Source organism: Microbacterium oxydans, from assembly GCF_000956525.1.
Taxonomy (GTDB): Bacteria; Actinomycetota; Actinomycetes; order Actinomycetales; family Microbacteriaceae; genus Microbacterium; species Microbacterium oxydans_A.
Genome location: NZ_JYIW01000026.1, coordinates 888,473 through 904,619 on the forward strand (window position 1 = coordinate 888,473; position 16,147 = coordinate 904,619).

Genomic DNA, 16,147 nt, shown 5'->3' on the forward strand with positions numbered 1-16,147 from the left:
GTGCTCCGTTATGCGCTCTCACGAGGAGCCCTGCTGATCGCAGGGCTCCTCGTGTCGAGCGTGGTCATCTTCCTGACGCTCCGTGTGTTCCCCGGTGATGTCGCGCAGCTGATCGCCGGCACGCAGGCTTCCCCGTCAGAGGTCGAGGCCCTGCGGGAGTCGCTCGGGCTGAACCGCCCACTCATCACCCAGTACACCGATTGGATCGGCGGCATCGTCCGCGGCGATCTCGGCACCTCGCTGCTGTCCGGCGCATCCGTCGGCGAAGAACTCTTCCTCAAAGCGCAGGTCACGGTGCCCCTCGGCATCATGGCGCTGCTCATCGCGGTCCTGATCGCCGTGCCGTTCGGCATCCTGGCAGCGCTGTTGCGTGGACGCCGGGGCGGCACGACCCTCAGCGTCGGTGCGCAGGCTCTCGCCGCGGTGCCGGTGGTGTGGGCCGGCATGATGCTGATCGTCGTGTTCTCGGTGTGGTTGGGCTGGCTCCCCCCACAGGGGTTCCCGCGCACCGGCTGGTCGACACCTGGCAAGGCGATCGAGGCGCTGCTGCTGCCGGCGCTGACCATCGGGATCGTCGAGGGCGCGATGCTCATGCGCTTCGTCCGCAGCGCCACGCTGCAGGCCGCAGGGCAGGACTTCGTCAGGACCGCCGCCGCGAAGGGACTCACCCGCACTCGGGCGCTGATCCAACACGGTATCCCGGCCGTCGGGCTCTCGATCATCACGGTGCTCGGGCTCCAGGTCGCCGGGATCATCGTCGGCTCGGTCGTGATCGAGCAGCTGTTCACGCTGCCGGGCATCGGACGGATGCTGGTCGCCGACGTCGGCACGCGAGACCTCATCAAGGTGCAGAGCGAGTTGCTCGTGCTCACCGGCTTCGTGCTGGTGATCGGATTCCTCGTCGATCTGCTGCACCGCACGATCGACCCACGACAGCGGGAGTCCGCATGACCGCCCGTTGGCTCCCCCGCCTGTGGAGGACCGCGACCGGCCGCTTCGGCCTGATCGTGATCGCACTGATCGCGCTGACCGCGCTCGTGTCGTTGTTCTGGACGCCGTTCGACCCGCAGTCCTCGGAGATCGGTGACCGCTGGCTGCCGCCGAGTTGGCCGCACCTGCTCGGCACCGACGACACCGGTCGGGACATCCTCAGCCTGATCATGGCGGGCGCGCGCACCACCGTGTTCGTCAGCGTCGGCGCCGGCATCGTCGCCACGGTCGTCGGCATCAGTCTCGCCGCGCTCGGCGCGCTCACCTCGCGCTGGCTGCGCGAGACGGTCGCGGTGCTGGTCGACATCCTGATCGCATTCCCCGTGCTGCTCATCGCCATGATGATCTCCTCCGTCTGGGGCGGTTCGCTCTGGGTCGTGGTCTGGGCGGTCGGCATCGGCTTCGGGGTGAACATCGCGCGCGTGACCAGGCCGGAGCTGCGCCGCGTGCAGCAGAGCGATTTCGTCCTCGCCGCCAAGGCGTCAGGCCTCACACCGGCGCAGAGCCTCGTGCGCCATCTGCTGCCCAACGTCGCACCGGTGTTCATCGTGCAGCTTTCCTGGTCGATGGCGGTGGCAGTGCTCGCCGAGGCCGGCCTGTCGTACCTGGGCTTCGGCGCATCCGTGGTCGAGCCCAGCTGGGGCCTCCTGCTCGCCGATCTGCAGCGCTACATCGGTGTGCATCCGCTGTCGGTCATCTGGCCAGGGCTCACGATCACCATCACCGTGCTCGCGCTGAATCTGCTCGGCGACGGCCTGCGTGAGGCGACCGACCCCACGCTGCGACATCGATCAGCAGAGATCCACACTCCGGCGGTGGTCGCATGACGCTCTCCGTGCACGATCTGGTCATCGACATCGATGGTCGTCGCGTGGTCGACGGCATCTCCTTCGAGGTCCCCGACGGCGCCCGCTTCGGATTGATCGGCGAATCCGGCTCCGGCAAATCACTCACCGCGCTCGCGGTGCTCGGACTGCTCCCCGACGGCGCGACCGCGAGCGGCAGCATCCGCTGGAACGGCACCGAACTGATCGGCATGCCCGACCGAGAACTCGCGAAGCTGCGCGGCGACGATCTCGGCATCGTGTTCCAGGAGCCGCGGACAGCGCTCAACCCGATCCGCACGGTCGGACGGCAGATCGCCGAGTCCATCCGTATCCACGAGGGAATCGGCCGCCGCGAGGCGCGCACCAGGGCGATCGCGGAAGCCGCGCGCGTCCGCCTCCCCGACCCCGAATCCATCGTCGACCGCTACCCGCATCAGCTCTCGGGCGGGCAGCGGCAGCGCGTCGCGATCGCGATGGCGCTCGCATGCCGACCTCGGCTGCTGATCGCCGACGAACCGACCACCGCGCTCGACGTCACGATCCAATCCGAGATCCTCACACTGCTCCTCTCGCTCGTCGAGACGGAGGGCATGTCGCTGGTCTTCATCACGCATGACCTCGCGGTGCTCGCGCAGGTGGCGACCGAGGGGGTGGTGCTCGAGCACGGACGCGTCGTGGAGGCGGCCGCGGTGTCGACCCTGCTCACCGCGCCGTCCTCCCCGGTCACGCAGGGACTGCTGCGCGACGCGACGGCCACGCTGTGGCGACCGGACGGAGGGGCACAGTGAGCCTGATCGAAGCACGCGGTCTACGCCGCGATTTCTTCCTGCCGAAGCGGTCGACCTTCGAGCGCGCGCGGACCCAGACGGCCCTGCAGCCCACCGATCTCGACGTGGTCGAGGGCGCATCCGTCGGGATCATCGGCGAGTCGGGCTCCGGGAAGTCGACGCTCGTCCGGCTGCTGCTCGGCCTCGACCGGCCGACCGCAGGCACGGTCGCGGTCGACGGACGCCCTGTTGATGCCGCGGCATCCGCTCGCTCGCTGCACTGGCTGCGTCGAGAGACCGGCCTGGTGTTCCAGGACCCGTATGCCTCACTCGATCCCCGGATGACCGCGGCGCAGATCATCGGCGAACCGCTCTGGGCGCTGGGCATCGACGGCGATCACCGGTCCCGCATCTACGAGGTGCTCGCGCAGGTCGGGCTCGACGCCGAGATGGCGGATCGGTACCCGCACGAATTCTCCGGTGGGCAGCGCCAGCGCATCGCGATCGCGCGGGCGATCGTGCACGGTCCGCGGATCCTGGTCGGTGACGAGCCGCTGTCGGCGCTCGATGTGACGGTGCGCGCGCAGATCCTCGAGCTGCTGATCGAGCTGCGGCGAACCACCGACCTCACGCTGCTGATCGTGTCGCACGACATCGGCGTGGTGCAGAACCTCTGCGACACGGTCGTCGTGATGAAGGACGGTCACGTCGTCGAGCGAGGGACGACGAGCGACGTGCTGTTGCGCCCGCAGCACGACTACACCAAGGCACTGCTCGCCGCGATCCCGGTCATCCCCTCCCGCGAACAGTGAGGAGACGGCGTCAGTGCGAGCGCGCCGACGGCAGCAGGCGCCAGCGTCGACCGGTCGGCCGCAGCGCACGCTTCATGTAGACCGTGCCGAGCTCTCGACCGAACTTGACGCCGACCCGGCCCATCCGGCCGGCCTCGACGAACCCGAGCTTGGCGTGCAGGCGAATGGAGGCCTCGGCCCCGTCGTCGCTGATCACGGCCACGATCTCGCGGATGCCGAGATGCTCGCAGGCGTCGATGAGTTCCTGCAGCAGCGCTGCGCCCAGTCCCTTGCCGCCTGCGCCAGGGCCGAGGTAGATCGAGTCCTCGACCGTATAGCGATACGCGTTCTTGCCCGCCCAGGGCTGGGCGATCGCATAGCCGAGCAGCACGCCCGAGGGCGACACCGCGACGAGGAAGGGCAGACCGAGCCTGGTCTGCAACGCGAACTTGTCACGCCAGTACGGGATGCTGCTCCGACGCTCGTCGAGGGTGACGGCGGAGTTGCTGACGAAGTGGTTGTAGATCTCTCGGATGTACGGCAGGTCTGCGGCGCGCGCCGGGCGGATCGAGTACGCGAACGTCTCGGGCTGTTCAGCGGGACGAAGATGACGCGGCAGCACCCGACGACGGTCCCCCGGTTCGAACTGCATGCGCTCAGCTTAGAGAGCCGAGGGCCTCGCCCTCCACCCGCCAGTCCACGGGATCGGCGCCCAGCTCCTCGAGCAGCGCGTTCGCGCGGGAGAACGGGCGGGATCCGAAGAACCCACGGCGCGCGGACAGCGGGGACGGATGCGCCGAGGCGATGATCGGGGTCGCCCCCAGGAGCGGCTGCAGGTTCGCCGCGTCCTTGCCCCACAGGATCGCGACGAGCGGCCGCTCACGAGCGACCAGGGCGCGGATCGCCAGCTCGGTCACCTGCTCCCAGCCCCAGCCTCGGTGCGAACCTGCGGCGCCCGGCTGCACGGTGAGCACACGGTTCAGCAGCAGCACGCCCTGGTCGCTCCACGCGGTGAGATCACCGTGCGGCGCCGGCGGGATGCCGAGGTCGCTCTCACGCTCCTTGTAGATGTTCCCGAGGCTCCGCGGAAGCGGGCGCACGTGGCTGTCGACGGCGAACGACAGCCCGATCGGATGCCCGGGCGTCGGGTACGGATCCTGGCCGGTGATGAGCACCCGCACATCCGACAACGGGCGCCGGAATGCGCGCAGGACGTGCTCCCCGGCCGGAAGGTAGCCGCGACCCGCCTCCTGCTCCCCGCGCAGCCGATCGCCGAGACCCGAGATGACGTCCTGCACCGGGGCGAGCGCCTCGGCCCACCCTGCGTCGATCTCGCCGTCGGCCGCGAGCTCGGCCAGCGTCCGTGGCACCGTCACTCTTCCGAGCGCACGCGCAACGGGCCACGTGCGAGCAGGTGCTGGGCTGACTGCGCAACGGGGCGCATCGTGATCAAGTCGAGGTTCACGTGTCCCGGCGTGCCGAGCGCGTAGGCGATGACGTCTGCCACATCGTCGGCGACCAGCGGGGCTTCGACGCCCGCGTACACGGCCTCGGCAGCGACCGAGTCGCCGCCGAGCCGGTTCAGCGTGAACTCCTCGGTGTGCACCATGCCCGGCGCGACCTCGACCACGCGGATCGGCTCGCCGTTCAGCTCCTGACGGAGCACGCGCACCAGCATCCCTTCCGCAGCCTTCGCGGCGTTGTAGCCGCCGCCGCCCGCATAGGCGGTCTGCGCTGCCGTCGAGGTGACGAACACGGTGTCGGCGTGGCCGTCAGCCGACGCCGCACGTCGCAGCAGCGGCAGCAGCCCCGCCACGAGGCGTTGGGCGGCCAGGACGTTCGCGTCGAACATCCACTGCCAGTCCTCGGTCGAGGCGTCCTCGATGCGATCGGTACCACGGGCTCCACCCGCGACCTGGACGAGGGCATGGACGGGGCCTGATGCCTCGAGCTCGACGAGCATCGCCTGCACCGCGACCGGATCGGTGAGGTCGCACGCGATGGCCGATGCGCCGGTCTCAGCGACGAGGGTCGCCAGGCGGTCCTCTCGTCGCGCGATGCCGACGACATCCCATCCCTGATTCCGGAGTGCGCGCACCGTCGCCGCGCCGATCCCCGAGCTCGCACCTGTCACCACTGCACGTCTGTTGGCCATGCCTCCACCGTACGATGTCCCGCGAGGTTTCGACGGACCCCACTGTTACGTCACATTTCCCGCTCATTGTTGACAGATGGGAATACTCCGTACTCTCACTGAAACGGCATCCGCCATCAGACCTTCCGACTGTTCAAGGGGAACAACATGTCCGCACCCGAGACCTGGCGCTTCGAGACCAAGCAGATCCACTCGGGCGCAGCTCCCGACCCGGTGACCAAGGCCCGCGCGACGCCGATCTACCAGACCACGTCGTACGTGTTCGACAGCGCTGACCACGCAGCGAACCTCTTCGCACTCGCCGAGTTCGGCAACATCTACACCCGCATCCAGAACCCGACGCAGGACGTGCTCGAGCAGCGCCTCGCAGCGCTCGAGGGCGGCACCGGCGCGCTGGTGCTGGCGAGCGGCCAGGCGGCGTCGACCTTCGCGGTCCTGAACATCGCCGAGGCCGGCGACCACTTCGTCGCTTCCAGCTCGATCTACGGCGGCACGTACAACCTCTTCAAGTACACGCTGGCGAAGCTCGGCATCGAGGTCACGTTCGTCGAGAACCAGGACGACCCCGAGGAATGGCGCCGCGCGGTGCGCCCGAACACGAAGCTCTTCTTCGCGGAGACGATCGGCAACCCGCAGATCAACATCCTCGACATCCGCACGGTCGCCGATGTCGCGCACGAGAGCGGCGTGCCGCTGATCGTCGACAACACCATCGCCACCCCGTACCTGATCCGTCCGTTCGAGTTCGGCGCCGACATCGTCGTGCACTCGGTCACGAAGTTCCTCGGCGGTCACGGCACCACGATCGGTGGCGCGATCATCGACGGCGGCACGTTCGAGTGGTCGAAGAACGTCGACAAGTTCCCCGGCCTCACGGTCCCGGATCCCTCGTACCACGGCGCGAGCTACACCACCGCGGTCGGAGACCCGCTCGCCTACATCATCAAGGCGCGCGTGCAGCTGCTCCGCGACCTCGGCTCGGCCATCGCTCCGCAGAGCGCCTGGAACCTCATCCAGGGCATCGAGACGCTGTCGCTGCGCATCGAGCGTCACGTGCAGAACGCACAGGAGATCGCCGAATGGCTCGACAGCCGCGACGATGTCGCGACGGTCAACTACTCCGGCCTGCCGTCCTCGCCCTGGTACGCCAAGGCGAACGAGTACGCCCCCAAGGGCGTCGGCGCCGTACTGTCGTTCGAGCTCAAGGGCGGCGTCGAAGCCGGTCGCGAGTTCGTGAACAGCCTCTCGCTGTTCAGCCACCTCGCCAACATCGGCGACGTTCGCTCGCTCGTCATCCACCCGGCCTCGACCACACACGCGCAGCTGACGCCGGAGCAGCAGCTCACCGCCGGCGTCACGCCCGGTCTCGTGCGCCTCTCCGTCGGCATCGAGAACGTCGATGACCTGAAGGCAGACCTCGAGCAGGCACTCGCCGCGGCTCGCCGCGTCTCGGAGGCCGCTCGCGCCTGAGCGTCGGATCAGATCACGACAGTGCCCCGGGCTCCGGCTCGGGGCACTGTCGCGTCCGGCGGCATCGTCCCAGCGCAGCACCGGAGGCGATCGTGTGCCCCGTTCGGCTGTCCCCCAGCCTGCGCCGTCGAGAATGGAAGCTCACCCCGAGGAGAGCACGATCGACACGCACCTGCAGCGGCACCGCTCCCCGAGGCGGCCGACCACTCGGCGTGCGCGCCGTCTCGCCGTCGCCGCCATCATCCTGCTCCTCGCGGTGATCTGCAGCTGGATCCCCGGCGTGATCGGTACCGCCGGTGCGGCTGTCCTCCCCTGGCTCGGCCTGGGCATGCTCGCCCTGCTGATCGCCACGCTGCTCCTGGCTCGCCGGGTCGTCGTGCTGACGCTCGTCCCCGTGCTGGTCTGGCTGCTGGCGATGGCACCGACACTGCCGGGCTTCCCCACCGGCGCAGCCGAGGGAGCGACGCCGATCGCGGTGGCGAGTCAGAACGTGCGCGCGCAGTCCGGCGGTGCCGCGGCATCCGCTGCCGAACTGGCCGGCGACGGCGCCGACGTGATCGCACTCACCGAGCTCGACGGCGAGAGCCTCGCCGCCGCCCGAGCAACGCTCGCTGACGAGTATCCGCATTCATACGCCGTCGGGACGGTGGCGATCTGGAGCAGGTTCCCGATCAGCGATGCCGAGCCGCTGTTCCTCGGCCTCGGCTGGAAGCGCGCGCTGCGCGTCGAGGTGCAGACCCCGGCCGCGCCGCTCGCCGTCTACGTCCTGCACGCCGCCTCGGTGCGTCCCGGTCACCAGCAGGACCGTGACACCATGCTCGCCGGGCTCGCCGACGCGGTCGCGGCCGACACCGCCGAGGCCCTGATCGCCGTCGGGGACTTCAACGCGACCTCCGCAGACCCCGCGCTCGCCGCCATCCGCGCACAGGCCGACTGGGTCCGTCCGACCGACGGCAGTCTCGGCTTCACGTGGCCGACGGCGTTCGCGCTGGCACGTATCGATCAGGTCTTCGTGCGCGGCGTCTCGGTGCTCACGTCGACCACGACACGCGCGGGCAACAGCGACCATCTGGCAACGATGACGTCGATCGCACCCTGATTCCGCCGGAAGCCACCGATGTCCGCCGCGCGGGCGACCGTAACGTTCACGTGGCCGGTCCAGGACCACGCGAGAATGGACAGATGGACTGGCAGACGACCTCGGAGGACACGGTGCCCTCCGCGCCCGTGACCGAGGCCGATGTGCGACTGCTCAGGGCTCGCCCACCGGCGACCGGCGCCTGGCGCGACGGCGACCCGGTCGGCAGCCGGCACTTCGCGGCATTCGGATCGTTCCCGACCGAGAGCGGCGCGGTGCTGCCCGGCATCCGCGTCGCCTACGAGACCTGGGGCGAGCTGAACGCCGCCGCCGACAACGCCGTGCTCGTCCTGCATGCGCTCACGGGCGACAGCCATGTGCGCGGCGACGCCGGCGCCGGCCACCCCACGGCCGGATGGTGGGAAGACCTCGTCGGCCCCGGTGCCGCGATCGACACCGACCGCTGGTTCGTGATCGCACCGAACATGCTCGGCGGCTGCCAGGGATCCACCGGTCCCGCGAGCGTCGACCCGAACGGCTATGAGTGGGCCTCGCGGTTCCCATATCTGACCATCCGAGACCAGGTCGAGGCGCAGGTGCGGCTCGCCGACGCCCTCGGAATCGAGCGATGGGCTGGCGTGATCGGCGGGTCCATGGGCGGGATGCACGCACTGGAGTGGGCAACGACCCACCCGGAGCGCGTCGACCGGCTGGCGGTGCTGTCATCTCCCCCGGTGACGACGGCCGACCAGATCGCGCTGAACTCGGTGCAGCTCGAGACGATCCGGATGGACCCGCGCTTCCAGAGCGGCGAGTACTACGACCTCGCCGACGGCGACGGTCCGCACCGGGGACTCGCACTCGCACGTCGCATGGCGCTGCTGAACTACCGCAGCCCGATCGAGCTCAATCAGCGCTTCCAGCGCTCGTGGCAGTCCGACGTCTCGCCGCTCGGCCACGGCGGGCGCTTCGCGGTCGAGTCGTACCTCGACTTCCACGGCAACAAGTTCACCCGCCGCTTCGACGCGAACAGCTACATCACGTTGGTCGAGGCCATGAACTCGCACGACGTCGGCCGCGACCGCGGCGGGGTCGAGGAGGCACTGCAGACCGTGACGGCCACCACGCTCGTCCTCGGCATCGACAGCGACCGCCTGTTCCCGGTCGACGGGCAGCACCGCATCGCCAGGAGCATCCCGAACACGCTGAACGGCAACGAGGCGGTGGTGCTCTCGAGCGACTTCGGCCACGACGGCTTCCTGATCGAGAGCGAGGCGGTCGGCCTGCATCTGCGTCGACTGTTCGACAGCTGACTCAGGCAGGCAGGTAGCGCCAGGGCAGCGCGCCGGCGTCGAGTCGGCCCTGCGCCCAGGTGAACGAGCGCGCGACCCCGTCATCCACCACGCGCGTCTGGAACAGCTGCACCGCGCCGCCACCGGCGAGTGCCGATGCTGCATCCGTGAATGCCGAGAGCTGATGCAGCGTGATCCAGGTCGGCGGGAACAGCGTCCATTCGCCGGTGCCATGACGCTCGAGCGCCTCGTCCGGCCGGACCCAGGCGAGCGCCGCCACTTCGTCCGGCGACGGCAGAGCCTCCTCGGGCGGTGCCATCGCCAGGAAGAACCACGTGCGGATGCGGGTCGGCGCCTCGACTGGCGGCTGCCACTGCGAGAGCGGCACGAGGTGGTCGATGATCAGCCCGACCTCCTCCTGCGTCTCGCGGATGCCGGCACGCCGGGCGTCGTCGATCTCGCGTTCGCCGAGCCGTCTGTCCCCCGCCTCGACCTTGCCACCGGGGAAGACCCAGGCCCCTGCGAACGAACCCCGATCAGGGCGGCGGAGCAGCAGCACCTCGAAGCCGGGATCGGCGGGGCGCAGCAGCACGACGGTGCCGGCGACCGGCAGCGATTCCTCCGGGGTGCTCACCCCGACACTCTACGACGCGATGAGCGCGGACGCGGCGCGACTGCGCGTCTCGACCCGGTAGGAGCACAGTGCGATCAGGAGGCCGGCGATCGCGAGCGCGACGCCGATCCACGCCGGCGATGTGAAGCCCCAACCCGCTGCGATCACGGCGCCGCCGAGGAACGCGCCCAGGCTGTTGCCGATGTTCAGCGCCGAGTGGTTCATGGCCGCTGCGATCGACTGGTTGTCGCCGGCGACGTCCATGAGTCGCGTCTGAATCGTCGGGCTGAGCACCGACGACACGAAGCCGACGACGAGCACGAGCAGGCACAACGTCACGATCCAGAACGACAGCGCCGCCAGGAGCGCATAGGCGGCGGCCGAGGCCGCGAGCCCCCAGAGCAGCGTGCGCTTCAGATCGATGTCAGCGAGGTGCCCACCGACCAGGTTCCCGACCGTCATGCCGATGCCCATCAGCACGAGCACGATCGGCACGACCCACTCGGGAGAGCCGGAAACCTCGGTCACGAACGGAGCGATGTAGCTGTAGACGGCGAAGAAGCCGCCGAAGCCGATCGATCCCACACCGAGCGTGAACCACACCTGACGGATGCGGAAGACGCCGAGCTCCTGCCGCATGGTTCGCCCCGGAGTGCCGGCGTGATGCGGCACGAAGAGCGCGATGCACAGCGTCGCGAGTGCGAACACCAGCGCGACGACGGCGAACGCTGCTCGCCAGCCCCACTGCTGGCCGAGGAACGTGCCCAACGGCACGCCGACGACGTTCGCGACCGTGAGGCCGGTCAGGATGAACGCCACGCCCTTCGCTCGGTTTCCCGGCCCCATGACATCGGCTGCGACGAGCGCGCCGATGCCGAAGTATGCGCCATGCGGGAGTCCGGCGAGGAAGCGAGAGACACCGACGAGCTCGAAGGTCGGCAGCACCACGGTGAGGGCGTTGAACACCGTCAGAGCGAGCGCCAGCACGAGCATGACCCGATGCCGCGGGTAGCGCGCGACGAAGCCCGCGATCGTGGGCGCACCGATGACGACGCCGAGGGCGTACAGCGAGATCAGCCAGCCGGCCTGACTCAGCGCGTCCTCCTGGCTGCTCGCCCAGAGGTTGGGCAGGAGGTCGCCTGCGATGTCGGGCAGCAGGCCCATGACGACGAATTCGGTCATGCCGATACCGAAGCTGCCGATGGCGAGAGAGAGGAGCGCCCTCTTCGCCGCACCCCTCGATTCAGTCGAGGGATTCACTGGATCAGCCTAGCGGTCTTCGGAGGTCGGCGAACGCGCCGGGCGTCGCTCCGAGGACTCGGCGGAAGTGCCGCGTCATGTGCGCCTGGTCGTGGAACCCGGCATCCACCGCGGCAGCCGCAGGACGACTGCCGTCGACGAGGAGTCGTCTGGCGAGATCGACGCGCCGGCTCACGACGTACTGATGCGGAGCGAGGCCATAGGTCTGCGAGAACACGCGCGCCAGATGGCTGGGGTGAGCACCCAGCTCCGCCTCGATCTCGGCGATCGTGAACGACTCGGTGTAGCGCGCGTCGAGGAGCTCGCGCACTCGCCGAGCCATCGGCGCGTCCCGGAGCGCGGCCGTCGGCGCACCGAGGTGCGCAAGGATCCGGCGCTGGAGCGTCAGCGTCCAATGCTCCGCCGCCATCAGATCGCCGGGTTCACGGAGCGCGGCGTGGATGCGCTTCGCATCGACCAGCGCTTCGGTGTCGGCGAGCGTCGGGTGTCCGGCAGCCGCCCCTGGCGCGCGCTCAGGGAGCCAGGTGCTGTCGAGGTACAGCACCCGCTTGCGATAGATCGCGCCGTCGATCGTGGACCTGCCGTCGTGCGGGATGCCGGGCGGGAGCAGGGTGAGCGCCTGCGGCGTTGCGAAGTGCCCTGCCTTGTCCAGGTCGTAGGCGACCGCACCCTCGTCGACGAGCATGACCGCCCAGCCGTCGTGCGCGTGCATCGGATATGCGTGCCCGAACGCCGCATGGTAGACCTCACGCACCGCTGGCACGGCGGGGTGCCAGGCTCGCACGCGTTCGGTCATGCAAGAAACGTACAAGACGCGGTGATGCACGAGGCGAGATCGTGGAGTCATGAGCACGACGCACACAGCCCACGATCATCCGGCCTCCACCCCTCGCTTCGACACGAAGGTCGTGGTCCTCCTGAACGACGACCTGGCGGCGTGGCAGGAGCTCAACGTCACGGCGTTCCTGATGTCGGGCATCGCTGTGAGCTCACCTGGACTGACCGGCGAGCCGTACCGCGACGGTGACGGCACCGAGTACCTCCCGATGCTGCGGCAGCCCGTCCTCGTGATGACCGGAGACGCGGCGCTCCTGCGCACCGCTCGCGAGAAGGCGAGCGCGCGCGACGACATGGCGCTCGCGATCTATACGCGACAGCTGTTCGACACCGGCCACGACGATGCGAACCGGGCAGCGGTGGCGGCGGTGTCATCCGCCGACCTCGATCTCGTCGGCATCGCGCTTCGTGGGCCCCGCAACGCGCTCGACCGCATCACGAAGGGCGCCCGGCTGCACGCCTGAGACGTGAGGCCGCGGTCTCGGAGCGGCTGTTCACTCCCCCGATTCGATCGCGGACTCGAGGCGCTCGAGCTTCGCATCGAGCTCGCCGGAGTACCCCGGCCGGATATCGGCCTTGAGCACGAGCGAGACGCGCGAGCCGAACGGCATCACGGCCTCGGTGGCGCGCTTGACGACGTCCATCACCGAATCCCAGTCAGGACCTTCGATCTCGGTGAACATGCTCGTGGTGCGGTGCGGCAGCCCCGATTCGCGAACGACGCGCACGGCGGCGGCGACCGCGTCGTGCACGGAGGCGTCGGTGCGCTCGATCCCCTCGGCAGGGGTTCCGCTCGGTGCGACGGAGAAGGCGATCAGCATGGTTCACTCCCGGTGTTTCGTTGGACGGTCGGTTGGCACCCGCACGAGCGCGCGGATACCGACGAAGAGCAGGACGATGAGCAGCGCATTGCGCAGGCTGAGCACGAGCACCGGTAGCAGATCGGCTCGCAGCAGCGCGTCATAGTTCAGCGGGTACACGAGGCAGGTGAGCGCGCAGAGCACGAGGACGAGCGCGGCGGGCACCCGCGCCCGTGCGGCGTCGAACACGAGCCAGAGGACGACCGGAGCGATCAGCCAGCTCTGGAACTGCGGCGAGCCGACCTTGTTGCTCACGATCAGTGCGACCACGAGCGCGAGGGCGAGCGGCGGGAACAGACGGTGGAAGGATGCTCCGCGAGCGGTCTTCGCGACCCCGATCGCAGCGATCGCGGCGACGATCAGCACCATCAACGGCGTCAGCAGCGCGGTGACGGCTTCCACTCCCCCTGCCGTGATCTGGAAGGTGAGGATCTCGAAGCTGTACTCGATGCGCGCGGTGCCGGCGACGGCCAGCCACAGGAACGGTGTCGCGGCGACGGCCTCGATCTGCAGCCCTCGTCCGGTCTGCTCGGTCAGGAAGCCGAACAGCTCGTGATCCGCGCCGAGCACGACCAGCACGACCACGACCCCGGCGGTGACCGCCGCCGCGGCGAGCAGCATGCGTATGCGCGAGCGCAGCGCGACGGTCGCGGCGACGACCAGCACCGCTGGCCAGATCTTGATCCAGGCGCCGATCGTGAGCAGCGCTGCGGCGAGCGCGGGCCGACTCAGCAGCCAGAGACCGCCGACCACGGCGATCGGGACCGTGATGGCATCGATGCGATAGATCGCGATCGGGCCGAGCAGCAGCAGGGCGGCAGTCCAGAACCAGGCTGCTGTGCTTCGCGATCGCGCGGGAGCACGCCCCACCAGCACACCGAACGCCAGCGCGTCCAGTGCGGTCGCCAGCACCGCCCAGGCGATCAGGAACGCCCCGGAGGCGCCGAGCAGCGGGACCAACGGCATCGAGAGCACCTTGGTCAGCAGCATCGGCACGAGCGCGAGCTGCGGGTACACCCAGGTCTCGGTGATGCCGACGATCGGACCGCCGCTGAGGGCCTGCGTCGCCCAGGGCTCGTAGACGAGCACCACGTCGCCCATGGGTTGGCTCGGGTAGATCCAGCCCACCAGCGCAGTGACCACGTGCACGCCGAGGAACACGCACCAGAGCGCCGCGAGGCGTGTCGTCATCCGACGCGTCATGCCAGGAGATCCGCGATCGCGTGCGGGAGCGCGTGCGCGACATCGAGGGCGACGATCGGATGCCCCGGAGTCCCCTCGATTGCGCCGGCAGCCAGCCGACCCGCGTACCCGTGCAACCAGGCGCCGGCTGCTGCGACCTCGGCGTCCGCTGCATGCGGGTTCGCGGCGAGCAGCGCACCGAGAACCCCGCCCAGCACGTCACCGGTACCGGCAGTCGCGAGCCAAGCTGTGCCGGAGGCGACCTCGATCACCTGGCCGTCCGCATCGGCGATCAGGGTGGCGGCCCCCTTCAGGAGCACGGTCGCACCGAGCACGGCAGCGACCTCGACGGCTGCCTCAGCTCGATGCTCGTCATCGGATGCCGGCAGCCGCAGCGTCGTGCGCAGTGACGCGAACTCCTTCGCGTGCGGGGTCAGGAGCACCGGGGCGCGGCTTCCGAGGGTCAGGTCCAGCGCACCGGCATCCACCACGACCCTGGCCGTTCCCGCGAGGATCTCACGCAGTGCGGCGGTCTCGGCATCCGTTCGCGAGTCAGCGTCGGTGCCCGAGCCGATCACCCAGGCGTCGACCCTCGAGCGGCCGGTATCGGTGCCGACCACCGTCTCGGGACGACGCGCCAGCACGGCATCCCCGGCGCGCTGCCCGCCCACGTACCGGACGAATCCCGCCCCGGTGCGCCAGGCCGCCTCGGTGCCGAGCACGGCAGCGCCGGGGTACGTGTCCGAGCCGGTACGCAGCGCGACCACGCCGCGAGAGTACTTGTCGTCGTCCGACGTCGGCACCCGCAGCAGGCGAGCGGTATCGCCACGAGTCCACTCGCGCACCTCGATCATGACTCCACGTTAGCCCGACGACCCCCGCCCCACCCACCGCGGAGTAGCGTCGGAGCGTGAGCATTCTCTTCTCCCCGCTGACCATCCGATCACTGACTCTGCGCAATCGTCTGTGGGTGTCGCCGATGTGCATGTACAGCGCCGAGGACGGCGTCGTGCAGGAGTGGCACCACACCCACCTGACGCAGTTCGCGTCCGGCGGCGCCGGACTCATCATCGCCGAGGCCACCGCAGTCGTTCCCGAGGGACGCATCTCGCCGAGAGACGCCGGAATCTGGACCGATGAGCAGCGTGACGCCTGGGCACCGATCGTCGAGGCGATCCACGACCGGGGTGCCGCCGCCGGTATCCAGCTCGCGCACGCCGGCCGCAAGGCATCGACGTGGTGGCCATGGGCAGACGAACAGGGATCGGTGCCGGCGGCGCAGGGCGGCTGGACGACGGTCGCACCATCGGCCATCGCCTTCCAGGGGTTCGCGGAGCCTGAGGCGCTGGATACGGCCGGTATCGACGCCCTCGTCACTGCCTTCGCGGATGCCGCGAAGCGCGCGGTGGATGCCGGCTTCGACGTGCTCGAACTGCACGGCGCCCATGGCTACCTGCTGCACGAGTTCCTATCTCCCCTGTCGAACCGGCGCGACGACGACTACGGCGGTTCGCTCGGGAACCGGGCCAGGCTGCTGCTGCGCGTGATCGATGCGGTCCGCGAGGCTGCAGGCGCGACCGTGCCGCTGTTCGTGCGCATCTCCGCGACCGATCATGCAGAGGGCGGCTTCACTCCCGACGAGGCAGCACAGGTCGGCGGATGGGCGACCGAGCACGGCGCCGACCTGATCGACGTCTCCAGTGGCGGGCTCGTCGCCCACCAGCAGATCAGCGTGTTCCCGGGCTACCAGGTGCCGCTCGCCGAGAGTGTGCGGCAGGGCGGTCGCATCCCGGTCTCGGCCGTCGGACTCATCACCGCGGCCGAGCAGGCCGAGCAGGTGCTCGTCGACGGTGCCGCCGACGCGATCTTTGCCGGCCGGGAGTGGCTGCGCGACCCGCACTTCGCCCTCCGCGCCGCCCACGAGCTCGGCGCCGACGTCGCCTGGCCGCCGCAGTACGATCGGGCGCACTGGCGTTGAGCCCGATCGAGCCGTGAACGACGAAGGCCGCCGATCCCTCGGGAATC

18 protein-coding genes are annotated in these 16,147 nt (G+C 69.6%); 9 read left to right on the forward strand and 9 right to left on the reverse strand.

What is annotated here, in order from left to right; genetic code table 11:
* Genes RS83_RS16925 through RS83_RS16940 form a run of 4 tightly spaced genes read left to right on the forward strand, consistent with a single transcriptional unit; the run spans position 1 to position 3,396 of the window.
* The gene (locus RS83_RS16925; RefSeq protein ID WP_045280607.1) at positions 1–951 is read left to right on the forward strand and encodes an ABC transporter permease; all 951 of its coding nucleotides are present in this window, start codon (positions 1–3) and stop codon (positions 949–951) included.
* On the forward strand, positions 948–1,817 hold the full coding sequence (locus tag RS83_RS16930) for an ABC transporter permease (protein ID WP_045280608.1): 870 nt from the start codon (positions 948–950) through the stop codon (positions 1,815–1,817). The genes RS83_RS16925 and RS83_RS16930 overlap by 4 nt, the downstream gene beginning before the upstream one ends.
* On the forward strand, positions 1,814–2,605 hold the full coding sequence (locus RS83_RS16935) for an ATP-binding cassette domain-containing protein (RefSeq protein ID WP_045280609.1): 792 nt from the start codon (positions 1,814–1,816) through the stop codon (positions 2,603–2,605). Before RS83_RS16930 ends, RS83_RS16935 begins: the two co-directional genes overlap by 4 nt.
* Positions 2,602–3,396 carry an ABC transporter ATP-binding protein gene (locus RS83_RS16940; protein ID WP_197072149.1) on the forward strand — a complete coding sequence of 265 codons (795 nt, stop codon included), beginning with the start codon at positions 2,602–2,604 and terminating at the stop codon, positions 3,394–3,396. The genes RS83_RS16935 and RS83_RS16940 overlap by 4 nt, the downstream gene beginning before the upstream one ends.
* Before the next feature lie 10 nt (positions 3,397–3,406).
* Here the strand turns inward: RS83_RS16940 and RS83_RS16945 are convergent, their stop codons facing one another.
* From RS83_RS16945 to RS83_RS16955, 3 genes are read right to left on the reverse strand one after another with little or no spacing between them, the layout of a single operon-like run.
* Positions 3,407–4,027 carry a GNAT family N-acetyltransferase gene (locus RS83_RS16945; protein WP_045280610.1) on the reverse strand — a complete coding sequence of 207 codons (621 nt, stop codon included), beginning with the start codon at positions 4,025–4,027 and terminating at the stop codon, positions 3,407–3,409.
* 4 nt (positions 4,028–4,031) lie between these two features.
* Entirely contained in the window at positions 4,032–4,745 is a 714-nt protein-coding gene (locus RS83_RS16950; RefSeq protein ID WP_082071737.1) for a uracil-DNA glycosylase, read from the reverse strand.
* Positions 4,746–4,747: 2 nt separating this feature from the next.
* Positions 4,748–5,530 (reverse strand): SDR family oxidoreductase, encoded by a 783-nt coding sequence (locus RS83_RS16955; RefSeq protein ID WP_197072150.1) that lies wholly within the window; start codon positions 5,528–5,530, stop codon positions 4,748–4,750.
* A 147-nt stretch (positions 5,531–5,677) separates the two neighbouring features.
* Between RS83_RS16955 and RS83_RS16960 the strand changes: the two genes are divergently transcribed.
* The 3 genes from RS83_RS16960 to metX all read left to right on the forward strand — a co-directional run bounded on the left by RS83_RS16960 (position 5,678) and on the right by metX (position 9,391).
* A complete protein-coding gene (locus RS83_RS16960; protein WP_045280612.1) occupies positions 5,678–7,000 on the forward strand; it encodes a bifunctional o-acetylhomoserine/o-acetylserine sulfhydrylase in 1,323 nt (440 codons plus the stop codon).
* Between the two features lie 133 nt (positions 7,001–7,133).
* Positions 7,134–8,099 (forward strand): endonuclease/exonuclease/phosphatase family protein, encoded by a 966-nt coding sequence (locus RS83_RS16965; RefSeq protein ID WP_052679158.1) that lies wholly within the window; start codon positions 7,134–7,136, stop codon positions 8,097–8,099.
* An 83-nt stretch (positions 8,100–8,182) separates the two neighbouring features.
* The gene (metX, locus tag RS83_RS16970; RefSeq protein ID WP_045280613.1) at positions 8,183–9,391 is read left to right on the forward strand and encodes a homoserine O-acetyltransferase MetX; all 1,209 of its coding nucleotides are present in this window, start codon (positions 8,183–8,185) and stop codon (positions 9,389–9,391) included.
* Position 9,392: 1 nt separating this feature from the next.
* Here metX and RS83_RS16975 read toward each other — a convergent pair whose 3' ends face one another.
* Genes RS83_RS16975 through RS83_RS16985 form a run of 3 tightly spaced genes read right to left on the reverse strand, consistent with a single transcriptional unit; the run spans position 9,393 to position 12,039 of the window.
* Positions 9,393–10,004, reverse strand: a complete 612-nt coding sequence (locus RS83_RS16975; protein ID WP_045280614.1) for an NUDIX hydrolase — start codon at positions 10,002–10,004, stop codon at positions 9,393–9,395.
* Positions 10,005–10,013: 9 nt separating this feature from the next.
* On the reverse strand, positions 10,014–11,243 hold the full coding sequence (locus RS83_RS16980) for an MFS transporter (RefSeq protein WP_045280615.1): 1,230 nt from the start codon (positions 11,241–11,243) through the stop codon (positions 10,014–10,016).
* 4 nt (positions 11,244–11,247) lie between these two features.
* Positions 11,248–12,039 carry a helix-turn-helix transcriptional regulator gene (locus tag RS83_RS16985; RefSeq protein ID WP_045280616.1) on the reverse strand — a complete coding sequence of 264 codons (792 nt, stop codon included), beginning with the start codon at positions 12,037–12,039 and terminating at the stop codon, positions 11,248–11,250.
* Between the two features lie 49 nt (positions 12,040–12,088).
* Here RS83_RS16985 and RS83_RS16990 point away from each other — a divergent pair, with 49 nt between their 5' ends.
* The gene (locus RS83_RS16990) at positions 12,089–12,544 is read left to right on the forward strand and encodes a DUF2000 domain-containing protein (protein ID WP_045280617.1); all 456 of its coding nucleotides are present in this window, start codon (positions 12,089–12,091) and stop codon (positions 12,542–12,544) included.
* 30 nt (positions 12,545–12,574) lie between these two features.
* On the opposite strand, the gene RS83_RS16995 is transcribed toward RS83_RS16990, so the two are convergent.
* The 3 genes from RS83_RS16995 to RS83_RS17005 are packed head-to-tail and all read right to left on the reverse strand — an operon-like array spanning position 12,575 to position 14,976.
* A complete protein-coding gene (locus tag RS83_RS16995; protein WP_045280618.1) occupies positions 12,575–12,901 on the reverse strand; it encodes a thiamine-binding protein in 327 nt (108 codons plus the stop codon).
* 3 nt (positions 12,902–12,904) lie between these two features.
* Entirely contained in the window at positions 12,905–14,131 is a 1,227-nt protein-coding gene (locus tag RS83_RS17000) for a glycosyltransferase 87 family protein (RefSeq protein ID WP_045280938.1), read from the reverse strand.
* Between the two features lie 8 nt (positions 14,132–14,139).
* On the reverse strand, positions 14,140–14,976 hold the full coding sequence (locus RS83_RS17005) for an NAD(P)H-hydrate dehydratase (protein WP_045280619.1): 837 nt from the start codon (positions 14,974–14,976) through the stop codon (positions 14,140–14,142).
* Between the two features lie 56 nt (positions 14,977–15,032).
* On the opposite strand from RS83_RS17005, the gene RS83_RS17010 reads away from it, so the two are divergent.
* The gene (locus RS83_RS17010; protein WP_045280620.1) at positions 15,033–16,100 is read left to right on the forward strand and encodes an NADH:flavin oxidoreductase/NADH oxidase; all 1,068 of its coding nucleotides are present in this window, start codon (positions 15,033–15,035) and stop codon (positions 16,098–16,100) included.
* Positions 16,101–16,147: the final 47 nt, after the last annotated feature.